21 protein-coding genes are annotated in these 16873 nt (G+C 69.5%); 12 read left to right on the forward strand and 9 right to left on the reverse strand.

Going from position 1 to position 16873, the window contains the following annotated elements; all coding sequences use genetic code 11:
• Nucleotides 1-6 precede the first annotated feature (6 nt).
• Nucleotides 7-738, forward strand: a complete 732-nt coding sequence (locus AB0E90_RS37330) for a glycoside hydrolase family 16 protein (protein ID WP_360416453.1) — start codon at nucleotides 7-9, stop codon at nucleotides 736-738.
• Here the strand turns inward: AB0E90_RS37330 and AB0E90_RS37335 are convergent.
• Complete coding sequence (locus AB0E90_RS37335) at nucleotides 731-1924, reverse strand: arginine deiminase (protein ID WP_360416455.1); 1194 nt, start codon at nucleotides 1922-1924, stop codon at nucleotides 731-733. The two genes, AB0E90_RS37330 and AB0E90_RS37335, sit on opposite strands and share 8 nt — an antisense overlap.
• A gap of 273 nt (nucleotides 1925-2197) precedes the next feature.
• On the opposite strand from AB0E90_RS37335, the gene AB0E90_RS37340 reads away from it, so the two are divergent.
• From AB0E90_RS37340 to pheA, 5 genes are all read left to right on the forward strand, one after another.
• The gene (locus AB0E90_RS37340) at nucleotides 2198-2935 is read left to right on the forward strand and encodes a hypothetical protein (protein WP_360416457.1); all 738 of its coding nucleotides are present in this window, start codon (nucleotides 2198-2200) and stop codon (nucleotides 2933-2935) included.
• Nucleotides 2936-3018: 83 nt separating this feature from the next.
• Nucleotides 3019-3474: a hypothetical protein gene (locus AB0E90_RS37345; RefSeq protein WP_360416459.1), complete on the forward strand. Its 456-nt coding sequence runs from the start codon at nucleotides 3019-3021 to the stop codon at nucleotides 3472-3474.
• A 65-nt stretch (nucleotides 3475-3539) separates the two neighbouring features.
• Nucleotides 3540-3929 carry an ACT domain-containing protein gene (locus AB0E90_RS37350; protein ID WP_360416461.1) on the forward strand — a complete coding sequence of 130 codons (390 nt, stop codon included), beginning with the start codon at nucleotides 3540-3542 and terminating at the stop codon, nucleotides 3927-3929.
• Between the two features lie 24 nt (nucleotides 3930-3953).
• Complete coding sequence (locus AB0E90_RS37355) at nucleotides 3954-4529, forward strand: hypothetical protein (RefSeq protein WP_360416463.1); 576 nt, start codon at nucleotides 3954-3956, stop codon at nucleotides 4527-4529.
• A 25-nt stretch (nucleotides 4530-4554) separates the two neighbouring features.
• On the forward strand, nucleotides 4555-5499 hold the full coding sequence (gene pheA, locus AB0E90_RS37360) for a prephenate dehydratase (RefSeq protein ID WP_360416465.1): 945 nt from the start codon (nucleotides 4555-4557) through the stop codon (nucleotides 5497-5499).
• A gap of 3 nt (nucleotides 5500-5502) precedes the next feature.
• Here the strand turns inward: pheA and AB0E90_RS37365 are convergent, their stop codons facing one another.
• The 3 genes from AB0E90_RS37365 to AB0E90_RS37375 form a co-directional block, all read right to left on the reverse strand.
• Nucleotides 5503-6243, reverse strand: coding sequence for an AIM24 family protein (locus AB0E90_RS37365; RefSeq protein ID WP_360416467.1), 741 nt, complete (start codon nucleotides 6241-6243; stop codon nucleotides 5503-5505).
• Between the two features lie 67 nt (nucleotides 6244-6310).
• The gene (locus AB0E90_RS37370; RefSeq protein WP_360416469.1) at nucleotides 6311-6673 is read right to left on the reverse strand and encodes a metallopeptidase family protein; all 363 of its coding nucleotides are present in this window, start codon (nucleotides 6671-6673) and stop codon (nucleotides 6311-6313) included.
• 91 nt (nucleotides 6674-6764) lie between these two features.
• A complete protein-coding gene (locus AB0E90_RS37375) occupies nucleotides 6765-7193 on the reverse strand; it encodes an OsmC family protein (RefSeq protein ID WP_360416471.1) in 429 nt (142 codons plus the stop codon).
• 66 nt (nucleotides 7194-7259) lie between these two features.
• On the opposite strand from AB0E90_RS37375, the gene AB0E90_RS37380 reads away from it, so the two are divergent.
• The 4 genes from AB0E90_RS37380 to AB0E90_RS37395 all read left to right on the forward strand — a co-directional run bounded on the left by AB0E90_RS37380 (nucleotide 7260) and on the right by AB0E90_RS37395 (nucleotide 11028).
• Nucleotides 7260-7997 carry a hypothetical protein gene (locus tag AB0E90_RS37380; protein ID WP_360416473.1) on the forward strand — a complete coding sequence of 246 codons (738 nt, stop codon included), beginning with the start codon at nucleotides 7260-7262 and terminating at the stop codon, nucleotides 7995-7997.
• A gap of 48 nt (nucleotides 7998-8045) precedes the next feature.
• Nucleotides 8046-9308 (forward strand): serine--tRNA ligase, encoded by a 1263-nt coding sequence (gene serS, locus AB0E90_RS37385; protein WP_360416475.1) that lies wholly within the window; start codon nucleotides 8046-8048, stop codon nucleotides 9306-9308.
• Between the two features lie 110 nt (nucleotides 9309-9418).
• On the forward strand, nucleotides 9419-10231 hold the full coding sequence (locus AB0E90_RS37390; RefSeq protein WP_360416477.1) for an HAD-IIB family hydrolase: 813 nt from the start codon (nucleotides 9419-9421) through the stop codon (nucleotides 10229-10231).
• Entirely contained in the window at nucleotides 10231-11028 is a 798-nt protein-coding gene (locus tag AB0E90_RS37395; RefSeq protein ID WP_360416479.1) for an HAD family hydrolase, read from the forward strand. Before AB0E90_RS37390 ends, AB0E90_RS37395 begins: the two co-directional genes overlap by 1 nt.
• Nucleotides 11029-11030: 2 nt before the next feature.
• Here the strand turns inward: AB0E90_RS37395 and AB0E90_RS37400 are convergent, their stop codons facing one another.
• Both AB0E90_RS37400 and ddaH read right to left on the reverse strand, forming a co-directional pair.
• Nucleotides 11031-11597, reverse strand: a complete 567-nt coding sequence (locus AB0E90_RS37400; protein WP_360416481.1) for a bacterial proteasome activator family protein — start codon at nucleotides 11595-11597, stop codon at nucleotides 11031-11033.
• Nucleotides 11598-11633: 36 nt separating this feature from the next.
• Nucleotides 11634-12461, reverse strand: coding sequence for a dimethylargininase (gene ddaH / locus AB0E90_RS37405; protein WP_360416483.1), 828 nt, complete (start codon nucleotides 12459-12461; stop codon nucleotides 11634-11636).
• Nucleotides 12462-12528: 67 nt separating this feature from the next.
• Between ddaH and AB0E90_RS37410 the strand changes: the two genes are divergently transcribed.
• Both AB0E90_RS37410 and AB0E90_RS37415 read left to right on the forward strand, forming a co-directional pair.
• The gene (locus tag AB0E90_RS37410) at nucleotides 12529-13002 is read left to right on the forward strand and encodes an Lrp/AsnC family transcriptional regulator (protein ID WP_360416485.1); all 474 of its coding nucleotides are present in this window, start codon (nucleotides 12529-12531) and stop codon (nucleotides 13000-13002) included.
• Nucleotides 13003-13015: 13 nt separating this feature from the next.
• On the forward strand, nucleotides 13016-14806 hold the full coding sequence (locus AB0E90_RS37415) for a beta-propeller domain-containing protein (protein ID WP_360416487.1): 1791 nt from the start codon (nucleotides 13016-13018) through the stop codon (nucleotides 14804-14806).
• On the opposite strand, the gene AB0E90_RS37420 is transcribed toward AB0E90_RS37415, so the two are convergent.
• The 3 genes from AB0E90_RS37420 to AB0E90_RS37430 are packed head-to-tail and all read right to left on the reverse strand — an operon-like array spanning nucleotide 14803 to nucleotide 16825.
• A complete protein-coding gene (locus AB0E90_RS37420) occupies nucleotides 14803-15894 on the reverse strand; it encodes a hypothetical protein (RefSeq protein WP_360416489.1) in 1092 nt (363 codons plus the stop codon). The two genes, AB0E90_RS37415 and AB0E90_RS37420, sit on opposite strands and share 4 nt — an antisense overlap.
• Nucleotides 15895-15931: 37 nt before the next feature.
• Entirely contained in the window at nucleotides 15932-16171 is a 240-nt protein-coding gene (locus AB0E90_RS37425; protein WP_360416491.1) for a DUF6457 domain-containing protein, read from the reverse strand.
• 54 nt (nucleotides 16172-16225) lie between these two features.
• The gene (locus tag AB0E90_RS37430) at nucleotides 16226-16825 is read right to left on the reverse strand and encodes an NTP transferase domain-containing protein (protein WP_360416493.1); all 600 of its coding nucleotides are present in this window, start codon (nucleotides 16823-16825) and stop codon (nucleotides 16226-16228) included.
• Nucleotides 16826-16873: the final 48 nt, after the last annotated feature.

Consider the following 16873-nt stretch of genomic DNA (forward strand, 5'->3'; position numbering starts at 1 on the left):
CCGACGATGCTCACGGAGCGGTTCGAGGCGGACGAGTTGGACCGCTCCGTCTGGGCGCCCTGGTACCTGCCGCACTGGAGTTCACGTGCCAAGTCGGCGGCCACCTACCAGGTCGGTGGCGGGGAGCTGCGGTTGAGCATCCCAGCTGACCAGGGATTATGGGCGGCGGGAGTGCACCCGACGCCGCTGCGGGTGTCCGGCATCCAGAGCGCCAACTTCGCCGGCCCGGTCGGCAGCACGATCGGCGGCCAGCCGTTCCTCGACGGCCAGACCGTCCAAGAGGAGCAGCCGGAGTTCTGGGGATGCACTCCGCGTTACGGGCACATCGAGATCCGGATGCGCGGAGTGATCACGCCGCGGTCGATGGTCGCGTTCTGGCTCTCCGGCGTCGAGGACGTGCCCGAACACTCCGGCGAGATCTGCGTGATGGAAGTCTTCGGCAGCCGCCCGCAGGGCATCGGGATGGGGTTGCACCGCTTCCGCGACCCGTCCTTGACCGAGGACTGGTCGGTGGTCGATCTTCCGATCGACGTTTCCGAGTTCCACGTGTACGCCGTGGAATGGCGCGCCGGTTCGCTGGACTTCACGGTCGACGGCGCACACGTGAAGCGCGTCGATCAGGCGCCCTCTTACCCCGTACAACTGGAGCTTGCGGTCTTTGATTTTCCGGACAAAGCCGACCTGGTGGACGGCGTGCCGGTGCCTTCGCTCGTCGTCTCCGAGGTGACCGTCAGCTGACCAGCGGCGCGCGCTCGATCGGGCAGCTCATGCACCGTGGACCGCCGCGGCCGCTGCCCAGCTCCGACCCGCTGATCCGCACGACTTCGATGCCGGCCCGTTCGAGCTGCGCGTTCGTCTCGATGTTGCGCTCGTAGGCGACGCACAGCCGCGGCGCGATCGCCAGGGTGTTGTTGCCGTCGTCCCACTGCTCGCGCTCGGCGGTGACCGGGTCGAGGCCGGTGTCGATCACGCGGAGCCGCTCGATGCCCATCGCCTCGGCGGCGGCCTCGAGGAACGGGCGCGGGGCCAGGGCCCGCGGCTCGCCGCCATCCGACTTGACGGTGTACGCCCGCAGCGTGTCGGCGACATTCGGGTACATCACCACCGCATCCTTGTCGACCATGGTGCACACGGTGTCGAGATGCATGGTGGCCCGCTCCTGGGCGATCGGCACCGCCAGGATGGTGTGCGCCAGCCCCGCCTCGAAGATCCGCCGGGCCAGCCGCTCGGCCCCGGCCGGAGTGGTGCGCTCGCCGACCCCGATGGCCAGCACCTCGGGCGCCAGCACCAGCACATCGCCGCCCTCGACGTGCTCGAGCGACGGGTCGTAGAGCAGTTCCACCCCGGCGAAGCGCGGGTGGTGGGAGTAGATGGCCCGGGTGAGCGTGGTCTCCCGCTGCCGGGCCGGCATGGCCAGGCTGGTCACCGCCACCCGGTCGCGCACCCACACCGACGAGTCGCGGGTGAACAGCAGGTTGGGCAGCGGGTCGATGATGAAGTCGTGGTCGTCCATCAGCTCGTAGACCAGGCCGCCCGGCCCGGGCTTCAGCTCCTGGTGAGCGAGCCCGGCCATCAGCACGTCGGCGAGCCGGCGCGGGTCCTGGTCGGCCAGGTAACGGCCGACCGAGTCGCGCAGGGTGTCGCCGAGCCGGCGGTCGTCGAGCACCGCCTGGGTGAGCTCCGCCCGGGCCTCCGGCACGGCCAGGGTCTCGGTGAGCAGCTCGGCGAGGTAGAGCACCTCGACGCCGCGCTCACGCAGAGCGTCGGCGAAGCGGTCGTGCTCGTCCTGCGCCCGGCCGACCCACGGGATACCGTCGAACAGGAGCGAGTCGTTGTTGCGCGGAGTCAGGCGGGCAAGTTCGGCGCCCGGCCGGTGCAGCAGGACCGTACGCAGTGGGCTGACCTCACTGTCGACGTAGTTCACCCCGGTACTCCTCGCATTCGAACGCTGACGTTCTGACTAGATCATGAGACATCGGTGCGCGAGAGCGTAGGCAAGGCTAACTTTGTCTTGAAGCTGCCTAAACCGGGGAGACGTTGCCGCGATGCACCATCCGCAAGAAAAATTGGTGCGTGAATGCGGCATTCATCCCCACTCACTCGCTCCTCTTTTGCCGCTATGTCTTGCCTCCGTGTGGGGTCGTACACGTACGGTAGTGAAAAGAGAGCCCGAAGAGACCTTTTGCCGGAGGTCGCAGTGACTGTCTTCCCGCGTCATGCTCTGCCCGTCCCTACGAAGGCGCTACCCACACTCGAACGTCCCGTTGCGCCACCACCATCCTCGCTCGACCCGGCGGCACGCCCGTCGCCCGCCGAGTGGGCCCGTCGTCGTCGCGCCGATCGTGACGCCCGCCGACTCGAAGCCGCCGGCGCTCGCGCGCTGACCCGCCTCGATCGTCTCGGCCCCAACTGGCACATCGTGGACTGGCCGCGCACCGACGCGCAGGGCGCCTACGAGCCCGACCTCGCCGACGATCGTGCCGGCTTCCTCGCCATCGGTCCCGGTGGCATCTACGCGGTGACCGTGGCTGATCACGGTCGCGCCCGAGTGCTCATCGCGGGCGACGTCGTGCAGATCAACGGCAAGCGCCCGGCGTACATCGCCGAGGCCCGCCGGGAAGCCCGCCGCGCCAGCAAGGCACTTTCCGCCGCGGTCGGCCTCAGCGTGCCGGTCACCCCCGTGCTGACATTCGTCGGCTCCGGCGTGATCAGCGTGCACGGTCTGCCGAAGGAGGTCCTCGTCTCGACGGACAAGGAGCTCGATCGGCTGCTCATCGCGGGGGGCGCGCGCATCTCGCCGGCGACCGCCAGCAAGCTTTCAGCTGTCGCCCATCACCCGGGGACCTGGGCAAACGCGCCCTATCGCCCGGCCGGCGACTACCGGTGGCACCCAGACGGACAAACGGCCGCTGACAAGCGTCCGGCACGCCGGTAACGTTCCTTCTGTGCAGTCGGGAAGTTGACGTCGCGCTCCGGCGCGGCGTCGACTTCCTGATCCGAAGGAGCGAGGAGGACCGGGTGGGTCACATCGAGCTCTCCCTCTCGGGAGCGTTCGTGCCCCAGGCGCGGACACCGGCCGAGGCCGAGTTCGTCCCGAGTGTCGACCGCTGGACGTCGACGGTGGCCGAGGCCGCCGAGCCGTGCCTGGTGATCGACACCGACGCGAACATCCTGGCGCTGTCAGCCTCGTGCAGCGAGCTGTTCGGGCTCGGCAAACCGGTCGAGGTGATCGGGCAGCCGCTCAACACCATCCGCCTCATCGACTTCACGGCCGGGGCGGCCGAGCTCGACGAGACCGATGCCGACAAGATCCCGCCGCTGCTGGCCATCCGCAGCGAGCGCCTGGCCCGCGGCCTGATGCGCGTGGTGCCCGGCCCCGACGAACCTCCGCTGACCATCGATGCGATCTCGACGCCGCTGCTGCACAACGACCGGGTGGCCGGTTCGCTGACGTTCTTCTCACCCGTGCGCTGACGTGTGGCGTTTGCCGCACCCGCAGACGTTGGGCAAGGACTGATCCGGAAACGTAGTCTGCCCTCATGCTTGATCTAGATCTGCTACCGGAGGAGTACGCGGTGTGTCGGCTGCCGGCCGGCTCACCGATCCCGGCTTCGCTGGCCGCGGGTCCGGACGACAAGGGCGTCATCTCGCTCAGCTGGGCGCCCGACGAGCTGTCGATCATCTGCCCGGCCGACCGGGTGCCGGAAGACGCGACGGTCGACACGGCCTGGCGTTGTCTGCGCGTGGTCGGCCCGCTCGACCTGGCCCTGACCGGCGTGCTGGCCTCGCTGATCGGGCCCCTCGCGGATGCCCGGGTCAACATCGTGACCTTCTCCACCTACACGACGGACTATCTGCTCGTGCCGGCCGTGCGGCTGAGCGAAGCGGTGGACACCCTCACCGCCGCCGGACACCGCATCGCCTCCTGAGCCGGACACGCCTACCATGTCCGCGTGTCCCCCCGCACACTGCTGATTCCCCTTGGCGCTCTGCTGCTGCTCAGCGCCTGCGGCACGCCGCCCAAGCCGCCGCTCAAATCGCCGCCGCTCTATGCGAGCCCCAGCGCGGCGCCCATTTCGCTCGCCCCGACGGTGATCGGTCTGCCCACCCAGCAGCCGCTGCCCGGGGGCACCGTTGCCCCACCGGCGGCATACCCGACCTATACGTTTCCGACGGCGGTCGTCACCACGCTCGGCCCGGAGACCGTTCCGGCGACACCGACGCCGTCGCATGCGAGCCGGTGCGTCGGCTCGCCCACCAACGCCGAGATCCTCGCCAAGATCAAGGGGAGCGCCGGCGTGCCGAACAAGACCATGAAGGTCGCCGACGGGCCGTACTGCTCCGGTGACTGGTCGTTCAGCACGGTCGAGGTCGTCGGGGAGAGCGCCGACCAGCTCGAGCCGCTGATGGTGGTGACCACCGGCAAGGGCACCACGCTCGCGGTGGTCGCGGCCGGCTCCGAGGTGTGCATCGACGTCGTGGTGACCTCGGCGCCACCCGGCATCCGGGTGCTGGCCTGCGGCTCCTGACCCGGCCGACGCCTACAATCGCGGAATGCCGGGAACGCCGCCGACCCGTTTCGTCTACCTCGGTCCCGAGGGAACCTTCACCGAGGCCGCATTGCGCACGCTGCCTGCCGCCGAGCGCGGCCTGCGCATGCCGGCCCGCAGCGTGCCCGAAGCGCTCGAGGCGGTGCGCAGCGGTGACGCCGACGCGGCGCTCGTCCCGCTGGAGAACTCGGTAGGCGGTGCCATCCCGGTCACCCTGGACGAGCTGGCCAGCGGCAGCCCGCTGACGATCACCCGGGAGATCCTGCTGCCGGTCGAGTTCGTGCTGGCTGCCCGTTCGCGCACACCGCTTGCCCAGATCCGCACCGTTGCCGCGCACCCGCAGGCGTCCGCTCAGTGCCGCAACTGGCTGCTCGCGCACCTGCCCGACGCCGTGGTGGTCGACGTGCTCTCCAACGCGGCCGCCGCCATCGCCGCGGCCGCCGGCGAGTTCGACGCGGCGCTGTGCGCGCCGATCGGGGTGCCGCGCAACGGCCTGACCGTGCTGGCCGACAAGGTCGCCGACCACGCCGACGCGGTCACCCGGTTCGCCCTGCTGACCCGGCCCGGCCCGGCGACCGAGCCGACCGGCGACGACGTCACGTCGCTGGCCCTCTCCATCCGGCACGACCAGGTCGGGGCGCTGCTGTCGGTGCTCACCGAGCTGTCCGTCCGCGGGATCAACCTCTCCCGCATCGAGTCCCGGCCGACCGGCGAGCAGCTCGGAACCTACGTCTTCTTCCTCGACTGCACCGGCCACGTGGCCGAGACCAGGATGGGCGAGGCCCTGAAGGGTCTGCGCCGGGTCTGCGCCGTGGTGCGCTTCCTCGGCAGCTATCCCCGGCACCGGCTGACCCGGGAGGAACCGGTCGCGTCCCCGCCGGGCCTCTCCGACGCCGACTTCGCCGACTCGGCCGCGTGGCTGGCACGCCTCCGAGCCGGCGAGGTCTGAGTCTTAATTCCCGAGCAGGTTGCCCAGCAGGCCGCCGCCCTGGCCGGACTGCTGGCCGCCGCCGGCGCCGGCCAGGCCGCCCGGGGGCTCCTCGGACGGCTGCACGACCACGAAGCCCTGGCCGGCGAAGCTCATCGTGAAACGCTCGCCGGTGGTGCGGCCCAGCAGCGTGCCCAGGCCGAGCTGCTCGGCCCGGTGGTAACCGGTCTGCAGGTTCGCCGACCAGCAGATCGCGGCCTGCGGGTCGACATAAGTCGGCTGGTCGACCGAGAGCACCACCGGGGTGCCCTTGGTGGTGACCGCGATCCGGCCGTGACCGCTGAAGACGCAGTTGAACAGGCCGGAGTTGGACATCATGCCCGCGCCGCCGACCATCTTGATGTCGTAGTCGAGGGTCGAGTCGAACGCCAGCACGTTCGTCCCGTTGATGGAGAGGGCGTCGCCCGGCTCCAGGTCGATGAGGTGGACGTCGGCGGCCTTGTCGGCGAGGAAGACATCGCCGGTGCCGCGGACCTTCATCAGCGGCACGCCCTCGCCGGTGAGCTTCGACTTGATGAACTTGCCGATGCCACCGGAACCGAGCGCCTCGAACTGAACATTCCCCTGGTACGCGACCATCGAGCCCTGGCGAGCCATGAACTCGCCGTTCAGCTCGGCCTTGAGCAGCTTGGAATTCTGCAACCGCAACCCGGGCTGGGCCGACTCCTTCTCGAGGTTCTCGGCCGAAAAGAGCTCGCTGCGCATGTGAATGTCCTCCTGTGTGCGGTGTGGCATCAGGGTAGGACCACTCACCAAGGGTTTGCGTGAGCTGTTAGCCCCAGCCCAGCTCGTGCAAACGGTGGTCGTCGATGCCGAAGTGGTGGGCGATCTCGTGCACGACGGTGATCGCGACCTCGTCGATGACGTCCGTCTCGGTGTCGCAGACCTTCAGCGTCGCCAGGCGATAGATAGTGATCCGGTCGGGCAGCACGCCGGCATAATCCCAGCCCCGGTCGGTCAGCGCCGTGCCCTCATAGAGTCCGAGCAGGTCATCGCTGCCGTCCGGGGGCGCGTCCTCGACCATGAAGACCACGTTGTTCATCATCGACAGCAACTCGACCGGCACCTCGTCGAGCGCCTCGCCGACGAGTTCTTCGAAACGCTCGCGACTCATCTCGACCGGCACAACGACCATTGTGCGTCACGTGCGCGGGCTTGTCGGTGCTGCCGATGCGGTCAGGGATCCGACAGCTACCCCTGCCCGCATCGGCGAGTTGATCGTGAAATCAGGCGAGCTTCGCGGAGAGCGTGATCTCGGTGCCCGGGGCGAGCAGCCGCGAGATCGGGCAGCCCTCCTTCGCGGCCACCGCGATCTTCTGGAACTCGGAGTCGTCGATGCCGGGCACGGTGCCGACGGTCTCCAGGTCGATGCGGGTGACGCTGAAACCGGCGTCGGTCTTGTCGAAGTGGAGCTTGGCCACGGTCTCCACCGAGGTGCCGGTGTAGCCCGCGTCGGCGAGCGCCTTCGAGAACGCCATCGAGAAGCAGCCGGAGTGCGCGGCGGCGATCAGCTCCTCCGGGTTCGTCCCCTCGCCCTCTTCGAAGCGCGACTTTAACGAGTAGTTCCCCTGGTAACCGCCCTTACCGGTCTTGATCGTGCCGGAACCGTCGGTGAGGTTCCCATCCCAGTGGGCCGTAGCAGTACGAATAGGCATGCTGGAAACGCTAGTCCATCGGACGGCCGGTGGCCGGGCGACCGGGCACGGGCCATCATGGTTCACATGCCCCCCGAGCATCAGCCGATCGATCTCGACCCGTCGCCGGCCGAGACGGTGGTCGAGTTCGGCCCCTCCCGCCTGCGCCGCTGGATGGTGTCCGGCTTCGGCCGGAACCTGATCGCCGACCGGCGGGTGGTCCCGCTGACCGCGGCGCTCGCCGCGGTCGCCCTGCTCGCGTCGATCGTCTCCGAGTGGCAGGTCACCACGGTGGACGCCGCCATGCTGGGCTCGGGTGACGAGTTCGGCGATCGCGTGGTCCCGACCAACGTCACCGACGTCGGCGAGCTCGGCGGCGCCTTCCTGGTCGGCCTGTTTCCGCTGGTCGCCGCCGTGGTGCTGACCATGTTCGGCCCACCGGCGGCCCGCCGGTGGATGCGGCTCAGCGGGCTCAGCGTCGGCGGCACCCTGGCCGGGATGCTCTTCGCGATCTCGGTCTCGCTCGGCGGTCAGAGCCGGGTGGTGCCCGAGCTCTACACCGAGCCCAGCCAGGTCGACTTCGGTTACGGCCGCGGTCTCTGGTGCGCGGCGGCCGGCGTGCTTCTCGCGATGCTCGCGCTCTACCTGGCTTCGTCGCCTTCGCCGGACGCCTGGGCCTGGCGCCGGGCCACCACCGACGATGAGCCGCAGGCGGTCGACGAGCCGCTCGAGCTCACCGTCGGGCCGGCCAAGCCGTTCACACCACTCACCGCCAACCTCGACAAGTCCAGCCGATCGGGACCCGAAGGGCCAATCTCCAGATAAGGACGGCCGGGTGAAGACCGGGCGGGCTCGCCGGTAGGCTCGACAATCGTGATTGACCTGCGCCTGCTCCGCGAGGACCCCGAGCTGATCCGAGCCAGCCAGCGACTGCGCGGCGAGTCCACCGAGTTGGTGGACTCGTTGCTGCGTGCCGACGAGGAGCGCCGGGCCTCGACCCAGCGGTTCGAGGCGCTCCGGGCCGAGCAGAATTCGCTGAGCAAGCAGGTGCCGAGGGCCTCCGGCGACGAGAAGGCCGCGCTGCTGACGCGCACCAAGGAGCTGGCCGGCGAGGTCAAGGCGGCCTCGGCCGCGAACTCGGCCGCCGACGACGCGTTGCGCCAGGCCCAGCTCGCGGTGCCCAACATCGTGCAGGACGGCGTGCCGCCGGGCGGCGAGGACGACTTCGTGGTGATCCGCGAGGTCGGCGACCGCCCGGTCATCGAGAACCCGAAGGACCACCTCGAGATCGGTGAGGCGCTCCGGGCGATCGACACCGAGCGCGGCGCCAAGGTGTCGGGCTCGCGGTTCTACTTCCTCACCGGGGTGGGCGCGCTGCTCCAGCTCGGCATGCTGCAGATGGCGATCAACCAGGCGGTGGAGCACGGCTTCACCCCGTCGATCACGCCGGCCATGGTGAAGCCGGAGTCGATGGAGGGCACCGGCTTCCTCGGCGCCCACGCCAGCGAGGTCTACCGTCTCGAGGCCGACGATCTCTATCTGGTCGGCACGTCGGAGGTCGCGCTCGCGGCGTACCACTCGGGCGAGATCCTGGATCTCGAAGCCGGACCGGCGCGCTATGCCGGCTGGTCGTCGTGTTTCCGCCGGGAGGCCGGGTCGTACGGCAAGGACGTGCGCGGCATCCTACGGGTGCACCAGTTCGACAAGGTCGAGATGTTCTCGTTCTGCAAGCCGGAGCAGGCTCTCGAGGAGCACCAGAAGCTGCTGGCCATGGAGGAGGAGATGCTCGCCAAGGTCGAGATCCCCTACCGGGTCATCGACGTGGCGGCCGGCGACCTCGGTTCAAGCGCGTCGCGGAAGTTCGACTGCGAGGCCTGGGTGCCGTCGCAGGAGCGCTACCGCGAGGTCACCTCGACGTCGAACTGCACGACGTTCCAGGCGCGGCGGCTCAACATCCGTTACCGCGACGCCGACGGCAAACCGCAGACCGCGGCCACGCTGAACGGGACGCTCGCCACCACCCGCTGGCTGATTCCGATCCTCGAGAACCACCAGCAGCCGGACGGTTCGGTGCGGGTGCCGAAGGCGCTTCAGCCGTACCTCGGCGGTCGTGATGTCTTCGAACCCGCCCGCTAACGGCTAATACACCAGCCGGTCACCAGAAGTCATAGTCGCAGCTAGCTGCGCGGGTGTAACGTTTTCCTTCCGCCCTCCGCGGGGGTAAGCCCCACCCCCGGAGGTGACCGATGGTCAAGCCTGGACTCCCCAAGCTGATCGCGACGGATCTCGACGGCACACTGGTGCGCAGCGATGACGCCGTGTCCGCGTACACCCATGAGGTTCTCGAACGCGTCCGGGCGGCCGGCATCCGGATCGTCGGCGCCACCGGCCGTGGGCCGCGCCTGACGTCGCTCACCCGCAACGACATCCGGGTGGCCGACTTCCTGGTGCTGGCCCAGGGCGGCTGGGTGCTCGACCAGGCCGAGTCGACCTATCTGCTCCGTTCCCGGCTCCCCGGACCGACCCTGGCCAAGGTGCTGACCGACATCGAGGCCGAGGTCGGCCGGCTGTCGGTGATGGTGGAGGCGCTCGAGCACGATGATTCCCCGCTGTGGGGCGATTACGACCCGACCTGGCGCTACCCGGTGGTGGTGGAGCGGCGGGAGCGGGCCGAGTGTCTCGGCGGCGACGTGATCAAGGCGTTCGCCCGGTCGTTCGACTACCACGTGGACGACCTCCTCGCGGTGGCCCGGCGGATCGTGCCGCCGCACGTGGCATCGGTCACTCAGGCCGGGCTCGACTACGTGGAGATCTGCCCGGCCAACGTCGACAAGGGCACCGGGTTGTCGGTGGTCGCCGAGGCGGTCGGCGTCGACCCGAGTGACGTGCTGGTCTTCGGTGACATGCCCAACGACCTGCCGATGTTCGCCTGGGCCGGGTGGAGCCGGGTCGCGGTCGCCAACGCCCATCCGACTCTGATGGCAGTGGCCGACGAGGTGACCTTGTCCAACGATGAGGACGGGGTCGCGGTCTATCTCGACAAGTTACTGTCGAGGTGATGCACCAATATCGACTTGTCGCCTCAGATATCGACGGCACCCTGATCCGCACCGACGGCACGCTGAGCAAGCGCACCCTCGACGTGATCCACGCCCTGCCCGTGCCTTTCGTGCTGGTGACCGGCCGCCCGGTCCGCTGGCTCCGGCAGCTCTACGACCAGATGCCGGAGCCGATGCCGGCGATCTGCGCCAACGGCGCGGTCGTCTACGACCCCGGCACCGACCAGGTGCTGCGGGCCTCGTCGTTCGAGCCGGAAATCCTGATCGGCGTGACCAAGAAGCTTCGCGAGGCCGTTCCCGACATCACGCTGGCCGTCGAGGTCGACGAGGGCCGGTCCTTCTGGCACGAAGAGGCGTGGCCGCTGCGCTGGGCGACGAAAGATCACTCCGTCCGCGCCATCGCCACACCGGAGGAGCTGACCTCGGTGCCGGCGGTGAAGCTGCTGGTGCGCTCGGCCAACCACGGGGCGGACGAGTTCTATGAGCTGGTCAGCGGCCTGCTCGGCGAGATGGCCACGGTCACGCACTCGTCGAGCAGCGCGTTGGTGGAGATCTCCGCCGCCGGGGTGACCAAGGCGGCCGGGCTGGCCTGGCTGTGCGGCCTTTCCGACGTCGAGGCGAGCGACGTGCTGGCCTTCGGCGACATGCCCAACGACATCCCGATGCTGGCCTGGGTCGGTCACGGGGTGGCGATGGGCAACGCCCACCCCGCCGTCCGCGCGGTGGCCGACGAGGTGGGACTCACGAACGACGAGGACGGGGTCGCGCGCTATCTGAGCGACACCTTCGACCTCTAGATCTAGAGATATTGCCCGGTCGGGCCGGCGTCGGGGTTCTGCGGCTGCCCGGGCATGCCCGGCATGCGACCCATCGGGAGCGCCGGCCGGCCGCTGCCACCGCCGCGCATCTGCTCGAGCTGGAGCCGGGCCGCCATCTGCTGGGCGACCAGCGCGGCCTGGATGCCGTGGAAGAGACCCTCGAGCCAACCCACCAGCTGGGCCTGGGCGATCCGCAGCTCGGACTCGCTCGGCGGGGTCTCGCCCTCGAACGGCAACGACAACCGCTCCAGCTCATCACGCAGCTCGGGGGCGAGGCCGTCTTCGAGCTCGACGATCGACCGCTTGTGAATCTCGCGGAGCCGGCCGCGGCTCGCCTCGTCCAGCGGGGCGGCGCGCACCTCCTCGAGCAGCTGCTTGATCATGCTGCCGATCCGCATGACCTTGGCGGGCTGCTCGATCAGGTTGCCCGGCTCCTCCGGGGTGAGCGTGCCGTCCGGCTCGACCGTGCCCATGGGGCGGCCATCGGGCCCGACCACGATGACGGAGCCGTCTTCCTGACTCTCCGCGGTGCGATTGTCGTCGGTCATGCGTTCCATCTTCCCGCACGCGTCCCAGTGGGTGCCTCAGGGGCGCAGTTCCGCCACCGCGCACTTGACGCTGCCGCCGCCGCGCTTGAGCTCGGTCAGCTCGACGTGCACCGGGTGGTAGCCGGCCGCGCGCACCTTCTCGCCCATGGCGAGCGCCTCGGTGTTCAGGACGACGTGACGACCATCACTGACCAGATTGAGCCCGAACGCCTCGGCATCGGCCCGGTCGGCGAGCACCGCGTCCGGGAAGAGCTGGGCGAGCACCCGCCGCGAGGACGCCGAGAACGCCTCCGGGTAGTAGGTGACGTTGTGGTCGTCGAGCGGGGCCAGGGCCGTGTCCAGGTGGTAGAAGGCCGGGTCGATCAGGCGGAGCGAGACGACCGGGCGACCGAGCATCTCCTGGGCCTCGGCGTGCGCCTTTGTATCTGTCCGGAAGCCGTAGCCGGCCAGGATCAAGCCGCCGTGCGCTGCAGGGAGGTAGGCGAAGTCGCCCTCACCCTCATTGACGTGTTCTGCGGCCTGATAGCGCCAGTCCGACATTTCGTAAAAATCACGATGAGCTAGCGCTTCGTCGGCGCGCTGCGGGTAGCGGAACCGCGCGCCGTAGACGGTGCCGTCGACCGAGAACGCGCCGTTGGCCGCGTAGACCATGTCGGGCAGGCCGGCCACCGGGTCGAGCACGTGCACGGTGTGCCCGAGATCGACAAGAGTGGTGCGCAGGAGGTCCCATTGCTTGACGGCCAGCGTCGCATCGACCGGGACGGTGGTGTCCATCCACGGGTTGATGGCGTACTCGACCGTGAAATGCTCCGGTGGACACATGAGATATGTCCGGTTTCGCGGCAAGCGCTCCGTCTGGCTCATGAGGTAAAGCGTAGGTAGGCTCGGCCGTACGAAACAGCGATAAATCTTGTGCGGTAGGAGCGAATCGTTGCAGATGGACGCCGTTGATCAGCGAATCATTGCGTTGCTGGTCGCCGATGCACGTGCGTCGTACGCGGAGATAGGGTCCAAGGTCGCGCTCTCCGCCCCGGCGGTGAAGCGGCGGGTCGATCGGCTCCGGTCCGTCGGGATCATCAAGGGATTCACCGCGGTCATCGACCCGGCTGCGGTGGGCTGGACCACCGAGGCGTTCGTCGAGCTGTTCTGCACCGGGCGCACCACTCCGGCCCAGATCACGGTGGCCACCCGGCGGCATCCGGAGGTGGTCGGCGCCTACACGGTGTCCGGGCAGGCCGACGCGCTCGTGCACCTGCGGGCCGCCGACATCGGGCACCTCGAGCAGGCCTTGGAACGACTGCGGGCGGAATCGTTCGTCACCTCCACCCGCAGCATGATCGTGCTGTCCCGGCTGGTCGAGACCCCGACCGTCGCGCCCGCACCGGAACCGACCATCCCGGGATAGCGTCCAAGCGCACATGCGCCGTCGCAACCTGCTCTCCGCCGTTGCCTTCACTCTCGCGGGCTGCACCGCCTTGACTCTCGCGGGCTGCACCGCCGCCACGCCCACCGAGCTTCCCGCCCCGACCGCCCCGCCGGCTCGGCCGCAGCTCAGCCTCGTCGCGTTCGACTCCTGCGATCGCCTGCTGTCCGAGTTGCGGGCCGCGACCCAGCGCAGCGTCGCCACCTATGGGCTGACCGCGCCGGTTCCCGAGGCGGCGTCGATGACCGGGCGGGCCGAGGTGTCCATCGCCCCCGTGCCGTACTCCGGCACCAACGTGCACGAGCAGGGCGCCGACGAGCCGGACATCGTCAAGACCGACGGGCGACGGATCGTCACCGTCGACCGCGGGATGCTGCGGGTGATCGACCCGGCAACCCGATCACTGACCGGCAGCCTCGCGCTCGGTGCCCCCGGCTCCCAACTGTTGCTGTCCGGCGATCATGCGCTGGTTCTCACCACCGGGCGGACGTACGCGGGCCGGATCCGTCCCGGGCTCCTACCGGCGAGCGGGGACGTCGACCTGGTCCTGGTCGATCTGGCCGGGCCGCCGAAGATTCTCAGCCGATACCGGAGCATCGGGCGGGTTGTCGACGCCCGGCAGACCGGCAGCATCGCCCGGATAGTGCTCAGCTCCATCCCGTCGATCAAGTTCCCGATGACGGCGACCGGCGACGACGCACTGCTGCGCGAGAACAAGAAGGCGGTGGGCGCCGCCCCGATCGACGCCTGGTTGCCGTCGTGGCAGGTCACCACCGGCACGGCCGTCTCCGAGGGACGGCTCGACTGCGGCGCGGTCCGCCGGCCCAAGTCGTTCTCCGGGGCCGCCATGCTTTCCCTGCTCACCTTCGATCTGGGCGCGTCGGCGCTCACCGATGGTGATCCGGTCGGGGTGGTCGCCGACGGCGAGATCGTCTACGGGACGCCGTCCACTCTCTACATCGCCAATGACCCGAGCCGGCGGTTCAATGCGCTGCCCGGGGCCGAGGCGCTGGGCACCGAAATCTTCCAGTTCTCCCTGCCGAACACCGGCAAGCCGGTCCTCATCGGCGCCGGCACGATTGCGGGGACGCTGCTCAACCAGTACTCGATGTCCGAATGGGACGGCCGGCTGCGGGTCGCCACCACCGCGAAGAACGATTCGGCGGTACGCATTCTGGAGAACCACGGCGGCGATCTGGTGCAGGCCGGGAAGGTCGGCGGGCTCGGCCGAGGGGAGCGGATCTACGCCGTACGGTTCATCGGGGACCGTGGCTATGTGGTGACCTTCCGCCAGACCGATCCGCTCTACAGCCTCGACCTCAGCGACTGGACCGCCCCTCGTGTCACCGGCGAACTGAAGATCACCGGCTATTCGGCACACCTTCAACCGGTCGGCGACAACCTGCTGATCGGCATCGGCCAAGAGGCCAGCACCCAGGGCGTACGGCAAGGAATGCTGGTTTCGCTCTTTGATGTCGAAGATCCGGCGAACCCGCGGCGGCTGGCTTCGCAGGTGGTCGCGAACTCGGTGTCGGCGGCCGAATGGGATCCGCACGCGCTTCTGTGGTGGCCGGCGGCGAAGCTGCTCGTCGTGCCGGTCAAGGGCTCGGCCCAGGGCGCGCTCGCCTATCGCGTCGAAGACGGCCAGTTGCAGGCCGCCGGCCGGATCAGCGGCGACGTGAGCCGATCGCTGGTCATCGGCGACGACCTGTGGACGCTGCGCGAGAACGGCCTTCAGGTCGCCAGCGTGTCCACCCTGGACACCCTGGCGACCGTGAGTTTCTAGAGGTACATGCCCGTGCGGGGGTGATCGTCGTCCGGCTGCTTCGCCGGGGTCGGCTTGTCACCCTCACCGAAGAAGCGCTTGCCGCCGAACTCGCCGTGCAACCGGTCGTCCAGCTCGTCGGCCAGGCCGGTCATCACCTGCACGGCGAGCATCAGGTGGGTGGCCTGGAAATTCCGGCCGAAGACCGGGATCGACGCCCACACCGTGTCTTTAGCGCAGTAGAGACGGCCGATCGGCATGCGGTTGGTCAGCTCGGACAGCTTGACGTAGAGATCCTCGGTCGGCTCGACCTCGGTCAGAATCGGCGAGAAGACATCCACGAGCGGCGGGTTCTCCCGCACCCGGACGAACACCATCGCCGATCCGGCCCGGATGCCGACATCACCGTCCGCATCCACCTGCAGCTGGTCGACCGGCGTCTTCGTCATGGTGGCCACCACCGTGCGCACCCGCTCCTCGAGCGGCACCACCTCGTCGGCCGCCGACGCCAGCGCCGCCGACAACGCCCCGTCCTCATCGAGATCGTCGAGGTCGAGCCCTTCGCCGATGCCCGGCTCGTGCCGCGCGGAGCCCAGCGGCGCCGTCTCGATCGGCTCGTCCTCCTCGTCGTGCGCGAGGTAGACCAGGAAGGCCGGATGCGGCGCCCCATGGACGTCACGCAGCGTGCGGGTGACGATCGTGGCCAGGGTGGCCGCCTTGTCCTGCGACGAGCGCAGGCCGAACGAGTCGCCCGAGCCCGGCAGCACTCCCGGCGGTGACCAGCCGAGCGCGACCAGGTCGGCGACCGCGGCGCGATCCATCCGATAGCCGTCGGGCAGCTCGGCGTTGCCGACGGCGAGCGCTTCGATCACGCCGTCCGGCAGCACCCGGATGCTCACCGAATAGACGGCAAGCCCCGTGCCCGAAGCGGTCGGGTCGAGTGTCAGGTCGATATGCGAGCCCGGCGCGAGCGTCGGCAGCAACGCGGCCAGCGCGCCCGCAAACTCCCGCCAGGCCTCGGTCACCTTCCCCCGCAGGTCGGCCGTGGTCGGCTCGTCGAGCAGGATGCTGTTGTCGTTCGACTCGCCCGCGGCGCTGTCTACCGTCATGATCGCACCTCCATCCCCGCCACCCTATCGAGAGACTTCAGGGGGTGGGTTTCGACCACGAGACCGCAAGCCGAGAAAGACGTTCGGCGACCTCCGCGGCGTCCGCTCCGCGTCCCACCGCGAGCCCCATGAGGTACGCCGTGACCGGCGCCCCCGGGCGCACCACACCGTGCGCGACATCACGGGCCATGTCGAGCACCGCCTTGACCGGCACGTCGGACGCGTCCAGGCCCAACTCCGCGCCGGCCGCCTCGACCCAGGCGTCCAGATCGCTCATCGCTTGATCCTCCGGCGCCGGTCGATCATCAGCCTCGGCCCGGCCCCGGGGCGGTCATCGAGCCCACTCCTCGGCGGTCCTGAGGTCGTCGTCGGTGTCGCAGTCGAACCACGGCGGCGGGCCCGGCCGGCGCCACGACACCTCGGCCACCCGCAGATGGTTCATCAGTTCCCGGATGGAGGCCCCGTTCAGATCGCCGCGCTCCTCCTCGAGCCGGGCCAGCGCGGAACGCAACGCCGCGGTCCGCCACACCCCGCACAGCATCTGCCGCCGGCCCTCGGCGTCGCGATAGACCGCGCCCTGCATCGGCGCCGACTCGGCGGTCAGCCGCAGCACGTCGATCGCCTCGCCGGTCAGCAGTGGCAGATCGGCGGCGAGCAGCGCGGTGAACGTGACGTGCTCGGGCACCAGCGCGAGACCGGCCGCAGTGGCCGCGACCGGGCCGCTGCCGGGCGGCTGCTCCCGGGTCGAGTGCACGGGAACGGGCAGGTTGGGCGGCACCGGGCCGACGACGATCCGCGGATCGGCGTCATGCACCGCGGCCAGGACACGGGTCAGCATGGACTGACCGCCGACAGGCACCATCGGCTTGTCCGCGCCGCCCATCCGCCGTGCCGCACCACCGGCCAGCACCACCGCCGCAAACCCTCCCACGTACGTACCGTATCCCGAGCGCGTGTCGAGCGTGACCGCGCGCTCACT

The organism is Actinoplanes sp. NPDC026619 (assembly GCF_040638295.1).
In the GTDB taxonomy this organism is placed as follows: Bacteria; Actinomycetota; Actinomycetes; order Mycobacteriales; family Micromonosporaceae; genus Actinoplanes.

Bases quoted from the DNA above. Each gene is read 5' to 3' on its own strand.
- AB0E90_RS37420 (WP_360416489.1), bottom strand. From the start codon at position 15,894: ATGACGGTAGACAGCGCCGCGGGCGAGTCGAACGACAACAGCATCCTG.
- AB0E90_RS37390 (WP_360416477.1), top strand. From the start codon at position 9,419: ATGGTCAAGCCTGGACTCCCCAAGCTGATCGCGACGGATCTCGACGGC.
- AB0E90_RS37400 (WP_360416481.1), bottom strand. From the start codon at position 11,597: ATGACCGACGACAATCGCACCGCGGAGAGTCAGGAAGACGGCTCCGTC.
- AB0E90_RS37330 (WP_360416453.1), top strand. From the start codon at position 7: ATGCTCACGGAGCGGTTCGAGGCGGACGAGTTGGACCGCTCCGTCTGG.
- pheA (WP_360416465.1), top strand. From the start codon at position 4,555: ATGCCGGGAACGCCGCCGACCCGTTTCGTCTACCTCGGTCCCGAGGGA.
- AB0E90_RS37350 (WP_360416461.1), top strand. From the start codon at position 3,540: ATGCTTGATCTAGATCTGCTACCGGAGGAGTACGCGGTGTGTCGGCTG.
- AB0E90_RS37425 (WP_360416491.1), bottom strand. From the start codon at position 16,171: ATGAGCGATCTGGACGCCTGGGTCGAGGCGGCCGGCGCGGAGTTGGGC.
- AB0E90_RS37415 (WP_360416487.1), top strand. From the start codon at position 13,016: ATGCGCCGTCGCAACCTGCTCTCCGCCGTTGCCTTCACTCTCGCGGGC.
- AB0E90_RS37380 (WP_360416473.1), top strand. From the start codon at position 7,260: ATGCCCCCCGAGCATCAGCCGATCGATCTCGACCCGTCGCCGGCCGAG.
- AB0E90_RS37375 (WP_360416471.1), bottom strand. From the start codon at position 7,193: ATGCCTATTCGTACTGCTACGGCCCACTGGGATGGGAACCTCACCGAC.
- AB0E90_RS37395 (WP_360416479.1), top strand. From the start codon at position 10,231: ATGCACCAATATCGACTTGTCGCCTCAGATATCGACGGCACCCTGATC.
- ddaH (WP_360416483.1), bottom strand. From the start codon at position 12,461: ATGAGCCAGACGGAGCGCTTGCCGCGAAACCGGACATATCTCATGTGT.
- AB0E90_RS37365 (WP_360416467.1), bottom strand. From the start codon at position 6,243: ATGCGCAGCGAGCTCTTTTCGGCCGAGAACCTCGAGAAGGAGTCGGCC.
- AB0E90_RS37370 (WP_360416469.1), bottom strand. From the start codon at position 6,673: ATGGTCGTTGTGCCGGTCGAGATGAGTCGCGAGCGTTTCGAAGAACTC.